This is a genomic window from Caproiciproducens sp. LBM24188 (assembly GCF_054130445.1).
The window spans coordinates 2627903-2653587 of sequence record NZ_CP196862.1 but is presented as its reverse complement, the minus strand read 5'-3'; the positions used below and the strand labels follow the sequence as shown (position 1 = coordinate 2653587).

The 25685-nt window shown below is 52.2% G+C and carries 20 protein-coding genes; 18 read left to right on the top strand and 2 right to left on the bottom strand.

The genetic code is table 11. The features are described 5' to 3' along the window. Positions 1-146 precede the first annotated feature (146 nt). The 8 genes from ACSVDI_RS12485 to ACSVDI_RS12450 all read left to right on the top strand — a co-directional run bounded on the left by ACSVDI_RS12485 (position 147) and on the right by ACSVDI_RS12450 (position 12648). Entirely contained in the window at positions 147-1001 is an 855-nt protein-coding gene (locus ACSVDI_RS12485; RefSeq protein ID WP_457943351.1) for a patatin-like phospholipase family protein, read from the top strand. Between the two features lie 201 nt (positions 1002-1202). After that, complete coding sequence (locus tag ACSVDI_RS12480; protein WP_457945646.1) at positions 1203-2087, top strand: metal ABC transporter substrate-binding protein; 885 nt, start codon at positions 1203-1205, stop codon at positions 2085-2087. Positions 2088-2127: 40 nt separating this feature from the next. Beyond that, entirely contained in the window at positions 2128-2871 is a 744-nt protein-coding gene (locus ACSVDI_RS12475; protein WP_457943349.1) for a metal ABC transporter ATP-binding protein, read from the top strand. Between the two features lie 42 nt (positions 2872-2913). Continuing rightward, positions 2914-3771, top strand: a complete 858-nt coding sequence (locus ACSVDI_RS12470) for a metal ABC transporter permease (protein ID WP_457943347.1) — start codon at positions 2914-2916, stop codon at positions 3769-3771. 216 nt (positions 3772-3987) lie between these two features. Further along, a complete protein-coding gene (locus tag ACSVDI_RS12465) occupies positions 3988-5211 on the top strand; it encodes a DUF1015 domain-containing protein (protein WP_457943345.1) in 1224 nt (407 codons plus the stop codon). Positions 5212-5555: 344 nt separating this feature from the next. Beyond that, positions 5556-9317: a phosphoribosylformylglycinamidine synthase gene (locus ACSVDI_RS12460; RefSeq protein ID WP_457943343.1), complete on the top strand. Its 3762-nt coding sequence runs from the start codon at positions 5556-5558 to the stop codon at positions 9315-9317. A 92-nt stretch (positions 9318-9409) separates the two neighbouring features. Further along, complete coding sequence (alr, locus tag ACSVDI_RS12455; protein ID WP_457943341.1) at positions 9410-10597, top strand: alanine racemase; 1188 nt, start codon at positions 9410-9412, stop codon at positions 10595-10597. A 347-nt stretch (positions 10598-10944) separates the two neighbouring features. After that, positions 10945-12648 carry a GH25 family lysozyme gene (locus ACSVDI_RS12450; protein ID WP_457943339.1) on the top strand — a complete coding sequence of 568 codons (1704 nt, stop codon included), beginning with the start codon at positions 10945-10947 and terminating at the stop codon, positions 12646-12648. Positions 12649-12762: 114 nt separating this feature from the next. Here ACSVDI_RS12450 and ACSVDI_RS12445 read toward each other — a convergent pair whose 3' ends face one another. Further along, positions 12763-13419, bottom strand: a complete 657-nt coding sequence (locus ACSVDI_RS12445; RefSeq protein WP_457943337.1) for a DedA family protein — start codon at positions 13417-13419, stop codon at positions 12763-12765. Positions 13420-13636: 217 nt separating this feature from the next. Here ACSVDI_RS12445 and ACSVDI_RS12440 point away from each other — a divergent pair, with 217 nt between their 5' ends. From ACSVDI_RS12440 to ACSVDI_RS12425, 4 genes are all read left to right on the top strand, one after another. Then, positions 13637-14440: a motility protein A gene (locus tag ACSVDI_RS12440; protein ID WP_457943335.1), complete on the top strand. Its 804-nt coding sequence runs from the start codon at positions 13637-13639 to the stop codon at positions 14438-14440. A 27-nt stretch (positions 14441-14467) separates the two neighbouring features. Next, entirely contained in the window at positions 14468-15334 is an 867-nt protein-coding gene (locus ACSVDI_RS12435) for an OmpA/MotB family protein (RefSeq protein ID WP_457943333.1), read from the top strand. A 270-nt stretch (positions 15335-15604) separates the two neighbouring features. Continuing rightward, complete coding sequence (locus tag ACSVDI_RS12430; RefSeq protein ID WP_457943331.1) at positions 15605-16867, top strand: MFS transporter; 1263 nt, start codon at positions 15605-15607, stop codon at positions 16865-16867. A gap of 169 nt (positions 16868-17036) precedes the next feature. Then, the gene (locus tag ACSVDI_RS12425) at positions 17037-17858 is read left to right on the top strand and encodes an alpha/beta hydrolase (protein WP_457943329.1); all 822 of its coding nucleotides are present in this window, start codon (positions 17037-17039) and stop codon (positions 17856-17858) included. A gap of 152 nt (positions 17859-18010) precedes the next feature. On the opposite strand, the gene ACSVDI_RS12420 is transcribed toward ACSVDI_RS12425, so the two are convergent. Continuing rightward, on the bottom strand, positions 18011-18778 hold the full coding sequence (locus tag ACSVDI_RS12420; RefSeq protein ID WP_457943327.1) for a DeoR/GlpR family DNA-binding transcription regulator: 768 nt from the start codon (positions 18776-18778) through the stop codon (positions 18011-18013). A 179-nt stretch (positions 18779-18957) separates the two neighbouring features. Here ACSVDI_RS12420 and ACSVDI_RS12415 point away from each other — a divergent pair, with 179 nt between their 5' ends. Genes ACSVDI_RS12415 through ACSVDI_RS12390 form a run of 6 tightly spaced genes read left to right on the top strand, consistent with a single transcriptional unit; the run spans position 18958 to position 25626 of the window. Next, a complete protein-coding gene (locus ACSVDI_RS12415) occupies positions 18958-19782 on the top strand; it encodes a class II aldolase/adducin family protein (RefSeq protein ID WP_457943325.1) in 825 nt (274 codons plus the stop codon). A 53-nt stretch (positions 19783-19835) separates the two neighbouring features. Further along, positions 19836-21503 carry a propanediol/glycerol family dehydratase large subunit gene (locus ACSVDI_RS12410; protein ID WP_457943323.1) on the top strand — a complete coding sequence of 556 codons (1668 nt, stop codon included), beginning with the start codon at positions 19836-19838 and terminating at the stop codon, positions 21501-21503. Positions 21504-21518: 15 nt separating this feature from the next. Further along, positions 21519-22181 (top strand): propanediol/glycerol family dehydratase medium subunit, encoded by a 663-nt coding sequence (locus ACSVDI_RS12405; RefSeq protein WP_457943321.1) that lies wholly within the window; start codon positions 21519-21521, stop codon positions 22179-22181. Next, a complete protein-coding gene (locus tag ACSVDI_RS12400) occupies positions 22174-22710 on the top strand; it encodes a diol dehydratase small subunit (RefSeq protein ID WP_457943319.1) in 537 nt (178 codons plus the stop codon). The genes ACSVDI_RS12405 and ACSVDI_RS12400 overlap by 8 nt, the downstream gene beginning before the upstream one ends. A 20-nt stretch (positions 22711-22730) precedes the next feature. Beyond that, positions 22731-24584, top strand: coding sequence for a diol dehydratase reactivase subunit alpha (locus ACSVDI_RS12395; protein WP_457943317.1), 1854 nt, complete (start codon positions 22731-22733; stop codon positions 24582-24584). Positions 24585-24630: 46 nt separating this feature from the next. After that, entirely contained in the window at positions 24631-25626 is a 996-nt protein-coding gene (locus ACSVDI_RS12390; RefSeq protein ID WP_457943316.1) for a cob(I)yrinic acid a,c-diamide adenosyltransferase, read from the top strand. Positions 25627-25685: the final 59 nt, after the last annotated feature.

Here is a 25685-nt window from a genome sequence, read left to right as displayed (position 1 = left end):
CGGAGTGCTCGATTATTATATCGTATCTTCCATAAAAAATCAAGATTAAATTTTAAAAAGTTTGAATTTAATTTGTACGCTTGTATTTTGTCGACCTATCTTCTATAATATTTAATAAGATTATAGAATAAAACGAGGTGCTGGCAATGTCGGTTGGTCTTGTTCTGGAAGGCGGAGGAATGCGCGGTGCTTATACAAGCGGTGTTTTGGATGTTTTTTTGCAAAACGGCGTCGAATTTCCGTGTGTTTACGGCATTTCTGCAGGCGCGTGCAACGCGCTCAGCTATATTTCCAAACAGAAAAACCGCAATTTTGATATTTTTTATCAATATGTTGCCGACAAGCGTTACATCAGCGTGGAAAATCTGCAGAACAGCGGCTCCCTGTTCGGTTTTGACTTTATTTTCGGGGAACTCGCCCATGAGCTTTTACCATTTGATTACGATACGTTCTTTCAGTCCGAGACGAATTTAAAGGTGGGTGCCACGGATTTAAAAACCGGAAAAGCGGTGTTTTTTGAAAAGTCTGAAATGGATGAAGCGTTCACAGCGGTCCGGGCCTCCAGCTCGCTTCCGTTTATTTCTAATATCGTCATTTACCAGGGATATGAACTGCTGGACGGCGGCTGCGCCATGCCAATTCCGCTGGAACGTTCTATTTTTGACGGAAACGAATACAATGTAGTAGTGCTGACCCGTGACCGTTCTTACCGCAAGAAAAACCGCCCGGAATTTCCACGTTCGGTTCTTCGTGCCAAATATGGCGATTACCCGAACTTTATCAACACCATGATGAACCGTTCGGAAATTTATAACAGTGAGCTGGAAGTATGCCGCCGCCAGGAGAAGGATGGCAAGGCAGTTGTCATTCGGCCGAGCAGCCCGATTGTGACCGGGCGCTACGAAAAGGATCCGGAACGGCTGAAATCCATTTATGAAATGGGTGTTTCCGATGCGATGAAACAGCTGCCGGAGGTTTTGGAAGTTCTGAAAAAAGCTTGAGAATAGACTGAATGATGGAATCTTATTTACAGGGCGGAGGAATCCGCCCTGATTTTTTTCTTGACAGATGTAAAAAAAGCCCTTATTATATTAAATTGCAAGTCATTAGCATTTACGAAGTCCCTACGGAAAGATTGCATGCGGTTTGTGTCCTCCATTTACTACGGAAAAGGAAACCACTGCAGGGGAAAGAAAGAAGGGATGCCCTTGAAAAAGTGGATCGCCTTAATTTTGGCGGCGCTTATAGCGCTTTCATCGGCGGGGTGCACGCGCAGAACAGAAACGGTCGTACGGTTCCGCGTGGTTACTTCGTTCTATCCGCTCTATATTATGGCCCTGAATATTACCGACGGCGTGGCCGGTGTTCAGGTAGACAACATGGCCGGTCAGCAGGCAGGCTGCCTGCACGATTATCAGCTGCAGTCCAAGGATATGAAAAATATTGAGCAGGCAAATGTGTTTGTCATTAACGGGGCGGGCATGGAAAGCTTTATGGATAAGGTGACGTCCCGGCTTCCATCGCTGAAGGTGGTGGACACCAGCGCCGGCGTGGAACTGCTGGAAGATGAGCAGGGCACGCCGAATCCGCATCTGTGGGTCTCCATTTCCAATTATATGATACAGCTGAAAAATATGTCTGAGGGCTTATGTGAAGCCGACCCACAGGACGCCCCTGCGTTCCGCAAAAATACGCAGGTGTATCTGGAAAAGCTGAGTGCCTTAAGCGAAAAAATGCATTCTGAACTGGACCATGTTCCGCAGAAGAATATCATTACGTTCCACGAGGCGTTCCCTTATTTTGCGCAGGAATTCGGCCTGAATATTGCGGCGGTGGTGAACCGGGAACCGGACAGCCAACCTAGCGCAAAGGAACTGGCGGAAACCATCCGCCTGATTCGCAGCGTAGGAATTTCCGCCGTGTTCGCGGAGCCGCAGTATCCTAAGTCCGCGGCAAACATCGTCGCGCAGGAAAGCGGCGCCACCGTTTATACGCTTGACCCGGGCGTAACCGGGGAAAACGACAAAAATGCGTATTTGAACGCAATGGAGCAGAATCTGAGCGTGCTGAAACGCGCGCTGTCATAAGCTTTGGGCGGGGAAGACCCTGCCGGCAGAAGGAGATTCTATGGAAAGCTGTAAATGCAGTACAAAAATACGAAATCTGACCGTGAAAAAACACGATGGCATTCTCCTGCATAACGTATCGTTCGATGTTCACCACGGTGAGATTCTGGCGCTCATTGGGCGCAACGGCGCAGGGAAGACGACGCTTCTCAAGGCGCTTCTGGGCCGGATTCCTTACACCGGAACAGTCACCTTCATTGATTCCGCTGGGAAACCGGTGGAGCAACCGCGCATTGGATATGTGCCCCAGAACCTGGTGTTTGACCGCACCACCCCCGTGACCGTGGCCGATATGCTGTGCGCGAACACCAGCGACTTTCCGGTGTGGCTGGGGCATAAAAAGGAAAAGCGGGCCCATGCCGAAAAAATGTTGACCATGGTCGGCGCGAATGCTTCCCTGCTGAATAAAAAACTCGGGAGCCTTTCCGGCGGCGAAATGCAGCGGGTGCTGCTCGCGTTTGCCTTGGAACCAAAGCCGGACTTGCTGCTGCTGGATGAGCCCGTTTCCGCGGTGGACCGCAAGGGAATAGAGGTTTTTTACGACCTGGTCACTTCAATGCGCAGGGAACATCAGATGCCCATCATCCTGGTTTCGCACGATTTGTCCCATGTGGAAAAGTACGCGACGCGCGCAGTGCTGTTGGACCGCACTGTTTTGGTCAGCGGCAGCGTGGCGGAAGTGATGAAAACGCCGCAGGTGCGGGAAGCCTTCGGGCTGAAGCTGACCGGAGGCGGGAAAGTTTGAGCAGCCTGAAAAACGGCTTTCGCAGAAAGGATGGTTCCAAGAATGAGCGCGGTTTATTCCTTAATTGATACCCTGCTGCCGTTTGAATGGACGGAATTCGGGTATATGAAAAATGCGCTGATTGCGGTTCTGATTATTACCCCCTTGTTCGGGCTGGTCGGCACCATGATTGTGAATAATAAAATGTCGTTCTTTTCCGACGCGCTGGGTCACTCTGCGCTGACCGGCATTGCCATCGGCGTGCTGATGGGAATTGACAATTACGTAATCTCTATGATGGGATTTGCGCTGCTGTTTGCGCTGTGCATTTCCGCCGTTATGGATTCGGGTGCTTCCTCCGCCGATACGATTATCGGCGTGTTTTCCTCCACCGGGCTGGCGCTGGGGGTGGTTCTTCTGTCCGCTTCGGGCGGATTCGCTAAATATTCCGGCTATTTAATCGGCGATATTCTGACCGTTCAGCCGGAAGAAATTGGCCTGCTCCTCATCATTCTGGCGGCTGTCGTCATCATTTGGGTACTGTTTTTCAACCGCTACCTTTTGACCAGCATCAACGCCGACCTCGCTGCCAGCAAGGGAATCCGGGTGCGCCTGATGGAAAAGATTTTTGTGGTTATTGTGGCGGTCATCGTTACCGTAACGATTAAATGGGTTGGAATTCTGATTATTAATTCGCTGCTGGTACTCCCCGCTGCAGCCGCACGCAATTTGGCGAAAAGCATGCGTTCTTACCACATTACCGCCATTTTAATTTCCCTGTTTTCTGGTGTGAGCGGCTTGATTTTTTCCTACTATTGGGGTACTGCGGCGGGAGGTACCATTGTGTTGGTGGCGGCGGTACTGTTCTTCCTCAGCTTTTTTGTCAACCGTTTCCGGGGGATGCAAAACCACTCCCTGTGAGCTGTCGTACGGGTTGTCCCCCGCTGACGTTCCTACTATATCCTATATATAATGATATCATGAAAATACTGCAGAATGAGAAATCCTTCATTTTGCGGTATTTTTTGCTGTAAATTGTAAAAGTATTGCGCGGGTTGGAACGCTGTGGTATGATGAAAAGGCTGAGCGCTGGATGAAATTCCGCGTAGTTTATTCCGACTTTTGGAGGGAATCCCCATGAAGCGTATTTATAAAGCAGCCGACCTTCTTTTGCCGAAGGAGGTGCCGGTTTCCCGCTGGTGCACCGTTGCCTGCGACCAGTACACTTCCGAACCGGAGTATTGGGAAAAAGTCCGCAAAACGGCGGGGGATTCCCCGTCCACCTACCATATGATTTACCCGGAATGCTATTTGGAGCAGACCAATCCGGAAGAATATGCGCAGAACATCAATCGAACCATGGAGCGGTATTTGGAGCAAGGCGTATTCCGTGAACTGAACGGAACATATCTCTATGTGGAGCGCACGCTGGCAAATGGCGCGGTGCGCCGCGGCATTATGATGGCGCTGGACCTGGAAGCCTACTGCTACGAAAAAGGGAGCAAATCCCCGATTCGCGCTACGGAGGGAACGGTGTTGGAGCGCATCCCGCCGCGAGTGAAAATCCGCCGCGGCGCGCCGCTGGAACTGCCCCATATCATGATTTTGATTGACGACCCGCAACGTACCGTGATTGAGCCGATTGAATCCGGTGACCTTACGCTGGAATATGAAGGGGACTTAATGCAGGAAAGCGGGCATCTGCGCGGGTTCAGCCTGAATAACGCGGCGGCCCGTCGGCTGGAAAGCGCGATAGACGCACTGCCGGTTCGCGACAATCTGCTGTTTGCCGTGGGCGACGGGAATCACTCCCTCGCAACTGCGAAGGCCTGCTACGAGGAGCTGAAGCAGACGCTTTCCCCGGAACAGGCGGCGATGCACCCGGCCCGCTGGGCGCTGGTGGAAGTCGTGAACCTGTACGACGATTCCCTGCAGTTCGAGCCGATTCATCGCGTTGTGTTCCACACCGATGCAGAAAAGCTTTTGCGGGAATTGCGGGATTATTACGACGTATCAGATACTCCCTGTAAAGGGCATCCGCTGGTCTGCGTTGTGGGGCAGCAAAAGAAAACCGTATGGGTAAAAAATCCGCCGTCCAACCTTGCGGTCGGAACATTGCAGCGGTTTTTGGATGAACGGCTTTCCGCGGTCGGCGGCAAGGTAGACTATATCCACGGGGAAGAAGTGGTGGAACGCCTTTGCGCCGAAAATTCCGACGCGGTCGGGTTCCTTCTGCCGAATATGGAAAAAAGCAGCCTGTTTGAAACGGTCGCCCTCGACGGGGCCCTGCCCCGGAAGACGTTTTCCATGGGGCATGCCTGTGACAAACGGTTTTACATGGAGTGCCGGAAAATCAAATAAAAAACAACTGGGCGGTGAGGAAACTCACCGCCCGACTTGCATGATTGAGAATGAATGATTTTTATGAAATGACGATTGATTCTGTGCGTTAAAATGAATATATGGAAGCGAGATCTACTTATTATTTTACAATTATGTTTATATTTGAATATATGAACAGATATGCGCACAAAAATTCCGCAATACTCATAGCCCGGGCAGGATTGCCGGCGAAAATTTTATGGAAAACAGAAATGTTGAGTTCCGCCCTTTATAATGCATATTACATGTGCTAATATTATTTTGTTGGCTCTTCATTAGCAAGGAAATAGGAAGCGGCCGTTAAACGGCGGAACGGAGGAAATATGTCTGACGTAATCAGAGTTTTTGTCGAAAAAAAGCCCGGCTTTGATGTGGAAGCACAGCACATAAAAACCGACCTGACCGGCAACCTTGGAATTCGCACAATTGAGGACCTCCGGTTAATTAACCGGTACGACATTTCCGGTTTGACTAGGGAGGAATTTGTGGCCGCGCGGGATACAGTTTTCTCTGAACCCAATGTGGACCAGGTATATGAAGAAACCTATCCGCTCCCGAAAGGGTACGTTGCTTTTGCCATGGAGTACCTGCCCGGCCAGTACGACCAGCGTGCCGATTCCGCCGCCCAGTGCGTGCAGCTGCTTACTCAGGGGGAACGCCCGCAGGTGGCAACGGCCCGGATGATTGCACTGAAAGGCAATGTGAGCGATGAACAGTTGGAAGCAATTAAGAACTATCTGGTCAATCCGGTGGAAAGCCGGCTGGCCTCTCTTTCAAAGCCCGAAACGCTTGACCTGACTGCAGATGTGCCGCCGGATGTTGCGCGTGTCACGGGCTTTATCCATTGGAATGCGGAAGAACGGAAGGCTTATTATCAGTCCATGGGTTTTGCCATGAGCTTGGAAGACCTCGCGTTCTGCCAAACTTATTTCCGCGATGAGGAACACCGTGACCCCACGGTAACGGAGCTGCGGGTCATTGATACCTATTGGAGTGACCACTGCCGCCACACCACGTTTTCCACGCGGCTGAACCGGATTGACATTGAGCGGTCCGCGGTGAGCGGAGTCATTGAGGATGCGCTGCGCGCGTATTATGAGGCACGGGATGAGGTGTACGGAAAAACCGATCGCCCGGTTACGCTGATGGATATGGCCGTCATTGGAATGAAACTTCTGCGCAAGCGCGGAATGATTCCGGACCTTGACCTGAGCGAAGAAATCAACGCCTGTTCCATTCAGGTTCCCGTTACCATTGACGGGGTGACGCAGCAGTGGCTGGTACAGTTTAAAAATGAAACACACAATCATCCGACGGAAATCGAACCGTTCGGCGGCGCAGCGACCTGCCTGGGCGGCGCAATCCGGGACCCGCTTTCCGGGCGTGCTTACGTTTATCAGGCCATGCGCGTAACCGGTTCGGGTGACCCGCGCACCCCGTTTGAAAAAACGCTGCACGGCAAGCTGCCCACCCGGAAAATCACAACGGGTGCAGCACACGGTTACAGTTCTTACGGCAACCAAATCGGCCTGGCAACCGGCCAGGTGACTGAACTGTACGATGCCGGTTATGTGGCAAAACGCATGGAAATCGGTGCGGTTATCGGCGCTTCCCCGAAGGAAAACGTGGTGCGGGGTGTGCCGGAGGAAGGCGACGTAATTGTGCTTTTGGGCGGCTGCACCGGGCGTGACGGCTGCGGTGGTGCGACCGGCTCCAGCAAGGCACACACGGAGCAATCGATTGAAGTGTGCGGCGCGGAGGTTCAGAAGGGCAATCCGCCCACCGAACGGAAAATCCAGCGGCTGTTCCGCAAGCCGAGCGTGGCGCGGCTGATTAAGCGCTGCAACGACTTCGGCGCAGGCGGTGTCTGCGTGGCCATCGGCGAGCTGGCAGACGGCCTGGACATCGACCTGAATCAGGTTCCGAAAAAGTACGAAGGGCTGGACGGCACCGAGCTGGCTATTTCTGAATCGCAGGAACGGATGGCGGTTGTTCTGTCACCGAAGGATGTGGAAACTTTTCTTGCGGCAGCAAAGCAGGAAAACTTGAATGCGAAGGCGGTTGCCGTTGTTACCCGCGAGCCCCGCTTAAAAATGCAATGGCGCGGGGATACCATTGTCAATATCAGCCGCGCATTTTTAAATACCAATGGCGTGACCCAGAATGCGGACGTTGTCATCAGCGCCGTAAACCCGGAGGAAAATTACCGTGTGCAGGTTCCCGAATGCCTGCGGGGCAAACCGCTGGCGCAGGCGTTTGAGGAAAACCTCGCCCGGCTGGAAGTTTGCTCCCAGAAAGGGCTGGGCGAACAGTTTGATGGCAGTATCGGCGCGGCGACGGTACTAATGCCCTACGCGGGTACTTATCAGCTGACCCCGGAAGAAGCCATGGTCGCCAAGCTCCCGGTTATTCACGGGGAAACAGATGACGCAACGGCAATGGCCTACGGCTTTATTCCGGGCATTTCAAAATTCAGCCCGTTCCACGGAGCTGCTTACGCGGTGGTGGAAAGCCTTTCCAAACTGGCCGCCGTGGGTGCAAATCCGCTGACTGCGCGGCTGACTTTTCAGGAATATTTTGAACGGCTTAATACCGACCCGAAGCGCTGGGGTAAACCGACGGCTGCACTTTTGGGTGCGCTGACGGCGCAGCTGGGGCTGGTCATCCCGGCCATCGGCGGAAAGGACAGCATGAGCGGCAGTTTCGAGCAGCTCGATGTGCCGCCGACCCTGGTGAGCTTTGCGGTTGCCATGACGAAGGCAAGCGCAACCATTTCCGCCGCGTTCCGTCAGGCGGGCTCCAAGGTGGTTCTGCTTCCTCTGCCGGAGGATTCTGCGGCTATGCTGCCCAACTGGCCGGCACTTCGTGCGTATTATCAATCAGTTTATGAAATGGCCTGCTCCGGTGTGATCCGTTCCGCTTCCGTTGTGAAGGAGGGCGGTGTGGCCGCCGCGGTTGCCAAAATGTGTTTCGGTAATCAAATCGGGTTTCGGTTTGAACCGGGTGTGTTGGACAGCCGCCTTCTGTTTGCTCCGGTTTCCGGCGCAATCCTTGTAGAACTAAATGATTCTGCAAATCCCGGCATTGCGCACATTGCACTGGGAGAAACCATTGCGGAGGACGCTGTTTATTTGGGCGGCGACCGGCTTGCGCTCGACCGGCTGGCAGCCGTGTGGAGTGGCACGCTGGAATCCGTTTTCCCAAGCGGCGCGCCGGAGCAGCCGGTAAAATATGATGTCCCGCTCTGTGCCGAGCACAGCCGGATGGCTCCCGCAGTCAAAACGGCGAAGCCGCGCGTGTTTATCCCTGTGTTCCCCGGTACCAACTGTGAATACGACAGTGCACGGGCGTTTGAACGCGCAGGTGCGGAGCCGGAAATTCTTGTGGTGAAAAACCTGACTTCCTCCGATATTGAGGAAACCATTGAAGCCATGGAAAAGGCAATCCGCAGAGCGCAGATTATTATGCTTCCCGGCGGCTTTTCCGGCGGGGATGAGCCGGACGGTTCCGGCAAGTTTATTGCAACCACCTTCCGCAACCCCAAGATTGCGGAAGCGGTTACCGACCTGCTGCAGCACCGCGACGGCCTGATGCTTGGCATCTGCAACGGATTCCAGGCGCTGATTAAGCTGGGACTGGTTCCCTATGGGGAAATCCGCAAGCCGTCCGCCAACGCGCCAACTCTGACCTTTAACACCCTGGGCCGCCATGTTTCGCGCATGGTATACACGCGCGTGACTTCGGTAAAATCACCGTGGTTTGCCGGGGTGAACGCAGGCGATGTGTTTGCTGTGCCCGTTTCCCACGGCGAAGGGCGGTTTGTAGCGGAGGATGAAACGCTGCGCAAACTGATGGAAAATGGACAAATCGCCACACAGTATGTTACACCGGACGGAAAACCGGACGGCAGCATTGTGTGGAACCCCAACGGTTCCGTCTGTGCGGTGGAGGGCATTACCAGCCCCGACGGAAGAATCCTGGGTAAAATGGGCCATTCCGAGCGAATGGGTTCAAATCTTTATAAAAATGTTCCCGGTGAAAAGGATCAGAAGATTTTTGAATCGGGTGTGAACTATTTTAAATAACGGCCGAAGAACGAAACGTACGGTTTAATCTGGTTTTTCCGTTTTCCGAAAGCCCGGTACGGGCAGCCGTAGCGAAAGGATGAATTAGAATAATGCATGATTTTTTAAAGCGGACCTGGGCTGAAATTAACCTTGATGCGGTGGAACAGAATTATCGTATGATTCGGGCTCAGTTGAATCCCAATACGCTTTTTTGCTGTGTGGTGAAAGCAGATGCTTACGGCCACGGCGCGGAAGTTTTGGCAAAGGAATACGAACGGCTTGGTGCGGATTGGTTTGCTGTGTCTAATCTGGAGGAGGCGGAGCAGCTGCGCGCGGCTGGAATCCACCTGCCGATTCTGATTTTGGGTTACACCCCACCCTGTTGCGCGGAAAGGCTGAGCAAGCTGGGGATTGCCCAGGCGGTTCTCTCTACGGAGTATGCCTGTAAGCTGTCGGAAGAAGCGGTGGCAGCCGGGGTTACCGTGCGTGTTCATATGAAGCTGGATACCGGCATGGGCCGGATTGGGTTCCTTTATCAGAAGCCGGAACGCGACAGCCGCGTCATTGACGAAGTGGCTGCGGCCTGTGCGCTGCCCGGTTTGGACCCGGAGGGGATCTTTACTCATTTTTCCGTGGCAGATGAAGGAGAGGACGGAAAGGAGTATACCCTTTCACAGTACGAAAACTTTACCAAAGCGATTCATCTGCTGGAGCAGCAGGGGATTACGTTCCGAATCCGGCATTGCTGCAATTCCGCCGCAATACTGGATTATCCAGAAATGCAGCTGGATATGGTCCGCCCGGGAATTATCCTTTACGGTCTTCTTCCCTCGCAGCAGGTGAGCAATAAAATTGCGCTGGTGCCGGTTATGGAACTGAAGAGCATCATTTCCATGGTGAAAACAGTGGAGCCACAAACTAGCGTCAGCTATGGCAGACGCTTTGTAACCAAGCGCAAAACTGTAATTGCAACGGTTCCCATCGGTTATGCGGACGGTTATCCGCGGCATCTTTATGTGCGCGGAAGCATGCTGGTGCGCGGTCAGAAAGCTAAAATTATCGGGCGCGTCTGTATGGATCAGCTGATGCTGAACGTTTCTTCCGTGAAAGGTGTGCAGGAAGGCGACACGGTCACGGTAATCGGCCGCGACGGACAGAACAGCATTACGGCCGACGAACTAGCTGCACACAATAACACCATCAACTATGAAATTGTCAGTATGATTTCCAAGCGTGTTCCGCGTATTTACTTTAAAAATGGCAAAGAAATTGCGGAATTGAATTACATTGCAAAATAGTGTAGGAAACTGTAAAAAGGGAAACGCTTCTGGTTTTCAGGGGGCGTTTCCTTCCTGTTTTTTTGCAAAAAATTATACTTTTTGTTATTATAATATGTATCTTGACACATAACAGTAGAACCCATATAATGAGAGTAAGTTTTGCCGAAATCGTTGTGTAATTGTGACTGGTTCGGAACAGAGGGGGAGATTTTGAAGAACTTTATTTTGGAAACGAATGCAGAAATGAAGCGCGGAATCTGCTTGCCCCTTGGCTGGTGGAATTCGCACCGAGCAAGACTTCAGGGGCGGAATTTTGCCCTTCGTGAGTGAAATGTGGACGAAGTAAAAACGGAGGTAGAAGAAGTTTGACTAAAAAAATAGTCTCCCTAATTCTCGTATTGATTATAGCAGTATCATGTACATACACAACGGCTTTTGCCGACAGCGCTTCCTCAACCGATTTGACGCTGGATCAGAGCACCGCGATTGTCAAGGTAGGGGGCACCATTCAGGTAACGGCAACCTTGTACGGTTTTTCTCCGGCTCCGGTCAACTGGTCTATTGCAGACCCCAGCGTGGCAACGGTGAACGCAAACGGTGTTGTGACCGGAAAAAAGATCGGTCTTACTACGCTGACCGCAAGTGCGGACGGCTTAACTGCTACCTGTGCTATTTATGTAGGAATCAAGGGAATCGATGTTTCTCATTATCAAAGTGACAGAGGCGCAATCGATTGGAACAGCGTAAAATCTTCGGGCGTTGATTTTGTTTTTGTCAAGGCGACCGAAGGGGTGAATTATGTAGACCCAGGCTTTAAACAGAATGTTTCGGGGGCGATCGCCGCGGGACTTCACGTGGGCGCATACCATTTTCTGCGTGCAGGGGATGCGGTGCAGCAGGCAAAGGAATTTATTGCCGCAGTGAAACCGTATTCCGTAGATTATCCGCTGGCCTGCGACGTCGAAAAGGATGAACTGATCTCCATGGGCAAGGACAAGCTCACCGATATGGTCATTGCGTTCTGCGAAACCGTGCGTGCCGCCGGGTACCGTCCGATGATTTATCTGAATTTAAACTGGGCGAGGAACTATGTTGATATGTCCCGCCTGAGCGATTATGAGCTCTGGTTCGCGCGCTACAACCATGAACCGGGCTATGACGGTGTGGATATCTGGCAGTACAGCAGCACCACTACGGTTCCTGGAATCAACGGCGCCGTGGATGGAAACTATGCGTTTGTCAATTACGCGAGCACCCTGCAGAGCGACACGGTGGCTACTTATACATTCGGAACAAACAGCACCTATATTTATAAAATTACAACACGGCTGACGACGCCACCGAAAGCCTATTCCAGCAATCCAAATGCAGTCAGCGTAGCGTTTTACCAAAAAATTAGCGGCGGGTATCTCTATAAAATAACAAATGTGAATCAGGGGGTTGCGCAAATTACGACCACCGGTTCGGATGGCAGCTACACCAGCTTTACAGCGATTGGAAGGCTGAAAGGCGTAGTCAGCGATACGACCGCGCCGTTTACCATGAAGCCGGGCGCAACCTATCAAATGAAACTGACCCTGGTTGGCGGCGCAACCGCAACGCCGTATGTTTCCACCGGAAACGGGCAAGTCCTTAAAGTGCTGTCCACTGTGAAGAGCGGGAACAGCTTTTATGTAAAAATCCAAGCGCTCAGCGCAGGCTGCACCAGTGTTTACACCACAATGCCGGGGCAGAGCGCAATCCGCCAGTGTATGGTAACGGTGGATGGCAGCAGCAGTACAAATTCGAACAGCGGACCTGCTGCGACCAGCGTTTCGTCCGATACCACCGATCCGTTCACGATGCAGAAAGACGGAACCTATCAGTTCAAGTTCACCTTGGTAGGCGGTACCAGCGGGACACCGGTATTTTCTACAGGAAACGGTTCCGTACTGCAGGTTTCGTCGAGCGTGCGGTCCGGGAACAGCTTCTTCGTGAAAGTGAAGGGCGTTGGCAGCGGCTGCACCGGTGTTTACACCACGCTGCCGGGCCAGCAGGCGGTTCGTCAGTGCATTGTTACTGTCGCGTAATCAAAAAATCAGCATCCCTTTCGTCTGAATCAGTCTGTTAAAAGAGGGCGCTGCGAATGAGTTTTCACTCATTTTGCAGCGCCCTCTTTGATTCCTGCTCCCCCAAAATGGTTCTTATTTTGTTTCCCTTTTGTTCTCCGAACGGTCCACAGGAACAGCTTTGGACTTGATTCGTTTTTTATAGTACCAAATCCCCGCGCCCACGGTCAGCACGGCGAGAGCGGTAATTCCAACGGCGGAATAAATCCCTGCGTATTCCGCAATCGTCTGCCACGAAGAACCGAAGAAAGCGCCGAGGGTGACCAATACGATATTCCAGATGGTGGTGCCGAGCACCGTTAAAAATAGAAACAGGCCAAGGTTCATCTGCGCCATCCCGGCGGGAATGGAAATCAGACTGCGCACAACGGGAATAAAGCGGCAGAAAAAGACCGTCCATTTTCCACGCCGGGCAAACCACTTTCCAGCACGGCTGATGTCCCCGGGCTTCAGACGAAGCATATGACCGATTTTCCCTGTGATCATCCGTTCCAGCCGTTCCTTGTTAAACCACCGGCCAATTCCGTACAGCACTACCGCCCCGGCAACCGAACCGATTGTGGCGGCCAATACCACGCCCCAAACCGACATTTGCGTAAAGGTGGTCATAAATCCGCCGAAGGTCAGAATCACTTCCGATGGAATGGGAGGAAAAATATTTTCAATGGCAATCAGTAAAGCAATCCCCCAGTAGCCATGTTGATTCATTATATCGATAATAAAATTCTGCACGATACGCCTCCATTGTTCTGATTTCCTCTATTGTATCGAAATTCGGCTTTCAATACTTGAATAAATCTTAAATATTTTACAAATGGCGAAAATTAAAAAAATAGAAGAATTTAATAAATTTTTTATTTTCCTGTCAAATTATATCCAACAACTGCCGATATATCATTGTAGCACTTCAATATTTAATGGCTGGTATCCCATTCAAGGAGGAAATGGCGTGGACTTTTCAACTTTAATTGGACTTATTATTGCTTTCGGTAGTGTAATTGCAGGTTTCATTATGGAAAAAGGGACAATTACCTCGTTATTTATCCTGAGTTCCCTTTTTATTGTGTTCGGTGGCACTTGGGGCGCAATTATCGCTTCCTTCGGGTTCCATGATTTGATTGCTGCATTCAAAGCGCTGTTTAACAGTTATTTCAACAAGAATCAGCCGGACCCGGAAAAACTGGTGAAAAAGATTTCGGAAATGGCGGACGCCTGCCGTAAGGAAGGTCTTTTGAAGCTGCAGACAATGCTGAATGACTCCGATATCAACGATGATAACTATCTTCCGCTGAAAGAAGGTATGATTTTAACACTTGATATGAAGCCGGCAGAAGAAATTGAAGCGGCAATGCAGTCCGACCTGGATACATACACCATGAAAAAGCAGATGGAAATTGAAATTTTCCAAAGCGCCGGTGGCTTTTCCCCTACGCTCGGCATTATTGGTACGGTTATGGGCCTGGTTCAGGTCCTGGGCAACATGACGGACGCTTCGGAATTGACCAAGGCAATCTCGTCGGCATTTATCGCCACCCTGTACGGTATTTGTTTTGCTAACTTGCTGTACTTCCCGGCGGCCAACCGACTGAAAACGATATTGAAGCGGCAGACCGTATTCCGTGAGATGATGGTGGAAGGAATTTGCTTGATTGCCAGCGGAAAATCTTCGCGGGATGTGGAGAACCAGCTTTCCCTGTATTATCATGTTTTCCCGGGTGGAGAGAAGAAATATAAGGATGGCATTAATAACTAACGTTCGAAGATTCGGGGATTATAGATTATGGCTAAAAAGAAGAAAAAGATGTCGGAAACGCCCGAAAACAGTGAAAGATGGCTGCTTACCTATTCCGATATGATCACACTGTTGCTGGCGCTGTTTATTATTTTGTATGCGACCAGCAATGTTGATGCAAAAAAATTCGCTCAGATTGCGCAGAGCATGGGCGAAGCGCTTGGTACCAGTACTTCGATTTCTGCTGGAACGGGAACGGGTACAGGTACAGGGACCGGAAATGGGACCGGAAATGGCACAGGCGGGCTCGGAAAGGGAAGTGGCATCACGGGCGTTCAGGTCGATGCACTGGATCAGATTTATAATATTTTACAGTCGTATGTGGACCAGAATCATCTGGAGAATCAGGTTGGCCTGGTGAACACCAATACTTATGTAAAAATTCACTTGAAAGATCAACTGATGTTTAGGCCGGACAGCGCGACGATGCTGCCGGGCAGCGAGCCGGTTTTGAAGGAAATTGAAGACGCGATTTCCAAGGTTTACGACCAAGTGGATCATGTTACGTTCAGCGGCCATACCGCCGACGTTGGCCCCCATACGCAGGCCGGCGACCAGGTTTCGTGGAAGCTTTCTACCGAGCGTGCTGTGACGGTGCTGAATAAGATGATTGAATACGGGTTGGATCAGGATAAAGTTTCTATTGAAGGCTATGCCCATTTTTCTCCGGTTGCCAATAACAATACAGAAGAAGGGCGTGCCAAGAACCGCCGCGTGGAAATTACGATTTATAAAACACCGAAGGCCAAGACAACGACCTCTACAGTTTCCTCTGCCAATACGAACGGTGCTGCAAGTCCTTCCAATCCATCTTCGGGTACTACAAGCTCACAGGCTTCCGTCAGCAGCAAATAACGTAAAATATTTCGGACAGCCGTGGGTGGGTTTTTTCCATATCACAGCAGTTTGCCTCATTCGGTCGGGACTGCTTTTCCCCCGGCTGGTGGCTTCTTTTTATGAGAATAGTCTGATCAAAGAAATAATCGATGGTTTGAATATTGGAATCAAACCGTCGATTTTTTCTTATTATATAGTACATTGATGGTATCCATTTGGCAGTCTGTGCTATAATTAAATGCATTGATGATGTGCAATAATGCTCGTTTTAATGTGGAAGGGATTCGATTGAATCGCGTTTTATCCAAATTTTCTGATTTTTTTCATACGACGTTTCGCGCCCTGCAATACCGGAATTTTAGGCTGTTCTGGTTCGGCCAGTGTATTTCCCTGACTGGAACCTGGATGCAGCGCACGGCGCAGACGTGGCTGGTTTACACCGTAACCAATTCGCCAATTAAGGTTGGACTGGTTGGGGTGTTTCAATTTACCCCCATGCTGTTGTTTTCCCTGTTTGCGGGGGTTTTGGCGGATCGGATTCCGAAGAAAAGGCTGTTGATTTTAACACAGACCGTCTTCATGCTGCAGGCCGTCATCATGACGCTTCTGACCTTCAGCGGCCGGATTCAATACTGGCACATCCTTTTGCTCAGTATGCTGTTTGGTTTTACGCAAACCCTTGATATGCCCGCCCGGCAGTCTTTTTTTATTGAACTGGTTGGTCCCGAGAACCTGACCAACGCCATTTCCCTGAATTCCACCATTGTTAACCTCGCAAAAATTGTGGGACCGGCGGTCTCCGGTTTCGTGATGGTTCAGTGCGGAATGACCGTCTGCTTTTTCATTAATGCGGTCAGTTTTCTTCCGGTCATCGCCGGAATCCTTTTGATTCGCGTGGAGAAAACGCCGGTGCACCGTGCAAATGCGCATATACTGCCGGAAATCGTGGACGGAATCCGTTACATTGGCCGCAATGACACGCTAATTTTGAACGTGTTGATTACTGCCGTGGTCTGCACTTTCGCCATGAATAACGATGTCATCATCCCCATTTTTGCGCGTGAGGTACTTGGACGGGGCGCGGACGGCTACTCTTCGCTGATGGCTGCGGCCGGGTTCGGTGCGTTTGTTGGTGCGGTTACCATGGCTTACCGCAGCAAATTCGGCGTAAAGAAGAGTTTGCTGATTTTCAGCGGGGCGGTGAGCGCTTTGCTGCAGGTTTTGACGATCTTTTCCCATCAGTACTGGATGAGTGCTGTGTTGATTGCCGGAATCGGCTTTAACAATCTTGTTTTTATGAACATGGCCAATTCGATTTTCCAAATCAACTCTTCCAACGATTACCGAGGGCGGGTCATGAGCGTGTACTCCTTTTTAAATCAGGGCTCAACACCAATCGGAAATTTCCTTTCCGGCCTGGGAATGGGATACTTCGGCGGGGGAAGCGGATTCGTGTTCTGCGGTGTGACCACAGCAACTTTGTTATGCGCCGTACTATTTGTTAAGCGCAGCTCGCTGAAGAACTGGTTGCCAAGAAAAAACGCGACCTGATCCTATTAAATTTGCACACAGCTGTTTATTAAGCAATTTCCGATGTGAATGTACCCGCGAAAAGGCGGAGAACAGCCCCCGGAAAATTGGATTTTTCAGCTTAGGGAACGGTTGCTTTTATTCAGTTAAAGTGATATAGTAACGGCAGTTCACCTGAATATGAGGAGATGTGATTGAATTGATTAAGCTGGACATGAAGCCGAGTGAAAACAGTAAGGCAAGACTGATTGGATACCTGCATGACCGGGTGGAAAATGAAATGCCAACCCGTCTAACACGGCCCTGCGTTTTGATTTGCCCCGGCGGCGGATATGAATTTTTATCCGAGCGGGAATCGGACCCGCCCGCGTTTGCCTTTTTTGCCAGAGGGTACAATGTGTTTATCCTATATTACTCTGTTAAGGAGCAGGCCGCGCAGATGCGCCCGCTTGTGGAAATTTCCGATTCCGTGCGGCTGATTCGGCGCAACAGCGCAGAATGGGGAATTAATGCAGACCAGATTGCCGTATGCGGTTTTTCCGCGGGCGCGCATCTGGCGGCATCCCTGGGAACTTTGTGGAACCATCCGGCGCTGAAGGAAAAAACGGACACCGGCAACGGGGCAAACCGGCCGGACGCCATGATTTTATGCTATCCGGTCATTTCCAGCGGCCCGTATGCCCACCGGGGCTCCATTTGCCAGATTACGGGAGGAAAAGACGACCCGGAACTGCTGGAACTTTTCTCTTTGGAAAAGCAGGTCAGCAGCCAGACTCCGCCGGCTTTTCTATGGCATACCGTGGAGGACGGCACGGTGCCGGTGGAAAACACCATGCTGTTTATTTCGGCGCTGCAGAAGCATAAAGTTCCCTTTGAATGCCATATTTATCCCAACGGCGGGCACGGCCTTTCCATGTGCTCTGACGAGGTGAATACTCCGAATCCCCACTGCGCCAGCTGGTTCCGCCTGTGCGAAACTTGGCTGAACGATTTGTTCCATTTTACCTATTAAGAGTTTCCAATATAAAACTGCCGGTTCCTGTCATTTTGATTACAGGGCCGCAATCGAAATGGAAGAAACAGCACCTCATTTGTCGTTCCGTACCTTGGTACGGCCTGACAAATGGGGTGCTGTTTTTCTGATGGTGTTCTTTTTTCATAGCGTCAGGAATTCATGCCCGGGCGTGTGTGCAGATGCGTGTACTGGTTGCACAGGTCGTTGATTTCCTTTTTCTCTGTGATGACTTCATAAAATTCGCTGAGCGGCGCAAGCCGACACATAAAGTCCAGGTTCATTTTGGATGTGTCGCACATTAAAATCGCTTTTTTGCTGTTCGCCAAATATTGCGTTTTCACATAGCATTCGTCTTCACTTGCTTCCGAGGCGCCGTTTTCCACGCTGAACCCGCGGCAGGAAAGAAACGCAAGGTCGGCATTGTAGCGGCTGATGAACTCCTTTGCCGCCAGGCCGACGAGCGATTTGGAGTTTTCCCGAAGGGAACCGCCCGTGCACAGGACTTTTACATTTTTGAATTCCGAAAGAAGCAGGGCGGATTTTAGGCCGTTTGTAATTACTTTCAGGTTATTGAACTTTTCCAGCCCTTTTGCTAGTGTGTTCACCGTGCTGCTGGAATCCAGAAAAATCGTCATTCCGTCGCGCACATGGCGGATGGCAAGGTCGGCAATCACCTGCTTTTTTACGGAGTTCTGGGTTTCTCGGAAGGCAAGCGGGTCTTCACTGGTGCTTCCTTCCACCAGTACTGCGCCGCCATGCGTGCGGTGGATGAGCTTGCTTTCCTCCAGGTCCTTTAAATCCCTTCGGATGGTCGCGCCGCTTGCAAACAGGCTTTCGCAGAGCTGGTCGACCGTTACCACCCGATTGTTCTGCCGCATCAGCTCAAGAATCTGTTTTTTGCGCTCGTAAGCAATCATTTTTCGGGTTCCTCTCTTTGTGATTAATTTTGATTATTTCTGACGATTATTTAAATTTTCGGTGCCTTTTTCTCAATTATAACGCCAAATATAGTTCAATTTGCTTATTTGTGATAAAATCATACCAAGAAACCGGAATAAAATCAATAGTGAAAAATGATTGAAAAGGAGAAATCAGTATGGCATCTTCAGCTTACGAAATTAAAAAGGAATTGTGCGAAATAGGCCGCAGAATTTATCAAAACGGATTCGTCGCTGCAAACGACGGCAACTTTTCCGTTAAAATAAACGACAACGAGTTCTATTGCACACCAACCGGCGTATCGAAGGGCTTTATGACCCCGGATATGATCTTAAAGGTAGACGGAAAGGGAAATATGCTGGAACCCAACGCCAAGTACCGTCCGTCCTCCGAATTCAAAATGCATCTGAGAGTGTATCAGGAGCGCCCCGACGTTCGAGCGGTTGTTCACGCACATCCTCCGATTGCTACCGCGCACGCTGTTGCGGGCCTCGGTCTGGATTCCTACATAATGCCGGAAGCTGTCATCGCCCTCGGCAATGTTCCTCTGACCAAATATGGCACTCCTTCCACCATGGAAATTCCGGACGCAATTTCAGAAGAAATTCAAACACATGACGCAGTTCTGTTGGAAAACCACGGTGCTCTTTCCATGGGACCTGACCTTATGACTGCTTACTTTAAGATGGAATCCCTGGAATTCTTCGCAAAGGTCAGCTTCTATGCCAACCAGCTTGGCGGCGGCAGAGAGTTTACCTGCGAGGAAATTGAGAAGCTGCTGGAAGTCCGCAAAAGAATGGGCCTGCCGGGCCGTCATCCGGGCTGCAGCAAATGCGCAAACCGCGGCACATCGAACTGCCACTGCCTGACCCCCGAACAGAAAGCCGCTGCTCAGGCAAAACCGGCCGCAGCGTCTTCTACTTCCACCGATGATCTTGTTCGTGAAATCACCAAGAAGGTTCTCGCACAGCTGGGCAAATAAGCAGTGCCGTACCGGTTTAGAAAAAAGTGCTCAACGAAAGGATGGTCGCAACAATGCCGCAAAGCAAACGATTTCAAGTTCTGCATGACCGTCCGGTAAATCAGGACAGCTTTATTAAAGAGTGCCCTGAATTTGGGTTTGTGGCGATGGATTCCCCCTATGACCCAAAGCCTTCGCTTCGAATAGAAAACGGCGTGATTGTCGAGATGGATCAGAAGCGCCGCGAAGATTTCGATTTTGAAGACTGCTTCATTGCCGACCACGCAATTGACCGTTCCATCGCAGAGGAAGCGATGGCAATGGACTCGCTTCAGTTTGCCCGCATGCTGGTGGATATTTCCATAAGCAAGGAGGAAATTACCCGCCTTGCAGGCGGCATGACCCCGGCAAAGCTCTGCGAGGTGATGAGCCACCTGAACGTGGTGGAAATGATGATGGCTATGCAGAAGGTGCGGGAACGCCTGTTCCCGGCTAACCAGACCCATGTAACCAACAAGGATGACAATCCGATTCAAATTGCCTGCGACGCGGCGGAAGCTGCCCTGCGCGGTTTTGCGGAGACCGAAACCACGGTCGGGGTCGCCCGCTACGCTCCGCTTTGTGCCATCGGACTTCTGGTCGGTTCCCAGTGCGGCCGCCCCGGCGTGCTTTCCCAGTGCGCTGTGGAAGAAGCAACCGAATTGATGCTGGGAATGCTCGGCATTACCACGTATGCGGAAACGCTTTCCGTTTACGGTACGGAGAAGGTCTTTGTGGACGGCGACGACACGCCGTATTCCAAGGCATTCCTCGCATCCGCTTATGCCTCCCGCGGAATCAAGGTGCGCTGCACCTCCGGTACCGCATCGGAGGCGCTGATGGGAAACGCGGAAAAGAAATCCATGCTGTACTTGGAAGCCCGCTGCCTGCTCCTAATTAAGGGCGCGGGGGTTCAGGGAACGCAGAACGGTTCGGTCAGCTGCATTGGACTTGCCAGCTCGGTTCCTTCCGGAATCCGTGCGGTGCTTTCCGAAAACCTGATCGCCGCCATGCTCGGCCTGGAATGTGCCTCCAGTAATGACCAGACGTTTTCTCATTCGGATATTCGCCGCACAGCCCGTATGCTGATGCAGATGCTTCCGGGGACGGACTTCATCTTTTCCGGCTACAGCTGCACACCGAACTATGACAACATGTTCGCCGGTTCCAATTTTGACGCCGACGATTTTGACGATTACAACGTGCTTCAGCGCGACCTGAAGGTGGACGGCGGCCTTCGTCCGGTAACGGAGGAAGAAACCGTGGCGGTTCGCTATAAAGCCGCCCGTGCCATGCAGTCGTTGTTTGACCGGCTGGGCTTTCCGCCCGTGACCGATGAACAGGTGGAACAATGCGTTTATGCACACGGCAGCAAGGATATTACGGCGAAGCGTAATGTAGAAGAAGACCTAAAAGCTGCAAAACGCGTAATGGACGGCGAAGTCAACGGGCTGGACATTGTCTGCGCGCTGTCGCAGACCGGCCACGAGGATGTGGCGCGTTCAATTTTGAACATGCTCAAACAGCGCGTTTCGGGGGATTATCTTCAGACCGCAGCAATTTTGGATCGCGATTTTAATGTGCACAGCTCGATTAATAATAAAAACGTTTACCAGGGCCCCGGAACCGGATACCGCCTGGAGGGCGCCGAGTGGGAAAAGGTCAAAAACATCCCGCAGGCGCTCGACCCGGATGAAATGTAAAGGAGAGAGGATAACATGGCATTGGATGAACAGCTTGTTGCGGAAGTGACCCGCAAGGTCATGGAAGAGCTCTCCCGGTACACCGCATCGCCGGCTTCCGCTCCGGCAGGTGCCGAGCCGGATTCCGACTTTACCATCACCGAAGTGGGCGAGGCCAAAGTCGGCACAAGCCCGGATGAGGTGGTCATCGGTCTGGCCCCCGCATTCGGTGATACCCAGACGAAAACCATCTGCGGAATTCCGCATTCCGAGGTTCTGCGCGAAATTGCCGCCGGAATTGAGGAAGAGGGGCTGCGGCCGCGCTTTATCCGCGTGGTGGATATTTCCGACGTTTCGTTTATCGCCCGACGTGCCGCTGGTTACAGCGGCTCCGGCATCGGCATCGGCATTCAGTCCAAGGGCACGACGGTTATTCATCAGAAAGATTTGTTCCCGCTGTCCAACCTGGAATTGTTCCCGCAGGCGCCGCTGATTACACTGGAAATCTACCGTAAAATCGGCAAAAACGCGGCGCGGTACGCAAAAGGCCAGTCGCCGGTTCCGATTGAAACGGAAAATGACCCCATGGTTCGTCCGACTTACCAAACCAAGGCGGCTGTTTTACATATTAAGGAAACACAGCAGATTCGCCCCGGCCAAAAGCCGGTGCAGCTGGAGGTGAAGTGGCGCAATGGATAACGCAACGGAGCATACGGTTGAAAATCTTGTCGCGCTGCTTGCCCGGGAGCTGAAAGCAGGAGAAGCACAGCAGTCAAAGCCGGAAAAATCGGCAGCAAGCGCTTCTCCGAAAAAAACAACCGGATATACGGCGGCGGATTACCCCATTCTGCAAAAGCACGCCGATTCCGTCAAAACACCGACCGGCAAAAGCATTTCGGACATCACCTTGGACCATGTTCTTTCCGGCAAGGTCGACATTAAGGACGTAAGAATTTCCGACGAAATGCTTCTGGCACAGGCGCAGGTGGCAGAAAGCGCAGGCAAAGCCCAGTTGGGACAAAACCTGCGGCGTGCTGCGGAACTGACGCGTGTGCCGGACGATACCATTATTAAAATGTACGATATGCTCCGCCCGAACCGTTCCACCAAAGCGCAGCTGCAGGAACTGGAGCAAACCTTACAGAACAGCTACCACGCTCCCCTGTGTGCGCAGCTGGTGCACGAGGCGGCGGAAGTCTACGAAAAACGCGGCATCCTTCATCCGTAACCGAAAGGAGGCTGCGAACTATGAGCGAAGCATCCGAAAACCGGTTTTCCTACCGGGAAAATAAAAAAATTGTGGTTGGAATTGATATTGGAAATTCCACCACGGAAGCGGTGGTTCTGGACAAAACCGCGGAAAAGCCTGTGTACCTTTCCTCTGCCATGAAGCCAACCACCGGTGTGAAAGGAACGCTGCGCAACGTGGAGGGCTGTATTGCCGCTTTGGACGAAGCGCTTTCCGCGGCAGGATTGAACCGCAGGGACGTGTGTTCCATCCGGATTAATCAGGCAGCTCCGGTTATCAGCGACCTTTCCATGGATACCGTCAGCGAAACGGTGGTTATCGGTTCGGCTATGATTGGCCATAACCCGGACACCCCGGGCGGCGAAGGTCTTGCTATGGGGTTGACGACACCGGTTCGTGAACTGGAAGCACAGGCTGGCCAAAAGGAAAATCTGGTGGCCATTGTGGATGACTGCCCCTATTATGAAGCCGCCAATCTGCTGAACCGGGCGTTTGAGCGCGGAATCAATGTGGTGGCCGCGATTGTGCGGCAGGACGACGGCGTGCTGATTGCCAACCGCCTGACCCGGACCATTCCCATTGTGGACGAAGTGAAGCGCATCGATCAGGTGGAGCTTCATGTTCCGGCCGCCGTCGAAGTTGCCCGGAACGGAGAAAGCATCCGAACGCTTTCCAACCCCTACGGAATCGCGGGGCTGTTCCATCTGGACGCCCAGCAGACCAAAGACAGCATTCCGGTGGCGCGCAGTCTGACCGGCTGCCGTTCCGGCGTGGTCATCCGGGCAAAGGGCGCTCAGGTAAAGTCGCGCCGGATTCCGGCGGGTACACTCCGTATGGAGGGTGAACGCAAAACCGTGGAGTTGGACGTGAACCGAGGTTCCGATGCGATTATGGCGGCGCTGGAACAGGCGGGCCGCCTGAAAGATGCTTCCGGGGAGGAAGGCACCAACGTCGGCGGGCTGATCCGCGGCATTAAGCAGACCATGGCGGAGCTGACGGAACAGCCGGTACAAGAGATGAAAATCTCTGACTTGCTGGCGGCGGATACCTTTGCGGCTGTTAAGGTCGGCGGGGCGTTGGCGGAAGAACATGCCATGGAAAACGTGGTGATGCTCGCCGCCATGGTGCAGACCTCCGCACTGCACATGAACCGCATTGCGCAGGCGTTGGAACGGCAGACCGGTGTAAGCGTGACCGTTTCCGGCAAGGAAGCGGAAATGGCGCTGAAAGGCGCGCTGACTACGCCCGGCTGCGAAACACCGCTCGCTATCCTGGACTTGGGCGGCGGTTCCACCGACGCGGCGCTGATCGATGAAACCGGAAAAGTGGTTTCCATCCATCACGCGGGCGCGGGGGAAATGGTCACCCGGATGATTAATCTGGAATTAAACCTCAATGACCGTGATACAGCGGAGCTGATTAAAAAGTTTCCGCTGGCCAAGGTGGATGGGCTTTTGTACCTTCGGTTCGAGGATTCCAGCGTTCGGTTTGTAACCGAGCCGCTGCCGCCGCAGTACTTTTCGCGGGTGGTGGTTGTTACGGATGATGGGCTGGTGCCTATCCGGTCGGACAAAAAGCTGACTATGGATAAAATCGCTTCGGTCCGCCGCGCGGCAAAGAAAAAGGTGTTCCTTACCAACGCGCAGCGCGCACTAAAAGCGGTCGCTCCCGAAGGGGAAATCCGGCGCATCGGTTCTGTAGTTCTGGTCGGCGGCAGTTCGCAGGATTTTGAAATTGCGGATATTCTTTCTGAATATCTCAGCACCTACCGCATTGCGGCGGGGCGTGCCAATCTTCTAGGATTCCTGCCGCCGCACAGCGCAGTAGCCCTGGGTCTGGCGCTTTCGGAGTGAGCTGCATCGTTCACGCATTCAACCTCCAAAGGAGGAAAACCCAAACATGAGCAATCTTTACACCAAAAACGGAGATAACGGATTTGCCAGCACGATTACGCGCCGGATGATTCCGAAAAACAGCCCGATTTTTTCCTTGCTGGGCACGCTGGACGAGCTGAATTCGGCGCTCGGCGTGGCACGCAGCAAAATGCCCCCCGAGCCCGGTGAAATTGTCCGCTCCATTCAGCAGGACGTAATTTCCTTCAGTACGGAACTGGCGGGCGGGGAACGGTTTGCGACCAAAGAAAAAGTGTCCGCTATGGAAAAATCCATCGACCTGATTATGGAGTCCGTTCCGGAAATCACGGCGTTTATCACGCCGGGCGATAGTCCGGCCGGCGCGGCGCTGGACCTTGCGCGCACCATCGCGCGGCGCGCGGAACGTGAACTGGTCGCCAGCAAGCTGACCGGCGGCGTAACGCGGGAGGCTATGATGTGGGGCAACCGTTTATCCGATTTACTTTACGCCTTGGCGCGTATGATGGACGCGAAAGCGGCCGGCATTCCGGCGGCTGTTCCAGTTTCCGCAGCGCCGCAGGCAGTGGCTTCCGTTCCAGCCCCGGCAGGGGAAGAATTCCTAGATTTGGCACTCTGGCTGTGCCGGCAGGTGCTGAACAAAGCGAAGGAATGGAATCTTCCGGTGGTCACGGCGGTCTGCGACGCAGGCGCAAATCCGGTTGTACTGCTCCGCGCGGACGGCGCATACATCGCCAGCGTAGACATTGCGCAGAACAAGGCGTTTACCAGCTGCTCGCTGAAAATGTCCACCGAACAGCTCGGCACGCTCAGTCAGCCGAACGGCCCGCTTTACGGGATACAGAATACGAACGGCGGACGCATCGTGATTTTCGGCGGCGGCATTCCGCTGTTTGAAAACGGCCGTCTGCTGGGCGGATTCGGGGTAAGCGGCGGTTCAGCCGAGCAGGATACTTCCCTGGCACATTATGCGCAGGAACAGTTTGAACGGCGAAATGAAATGAAGTCTTCATCAATTAATTAAATTATCCGTGTTTTTACAGGTTTGTACGATAAAACGGTAAAAACGCATGGAAAAGGAGG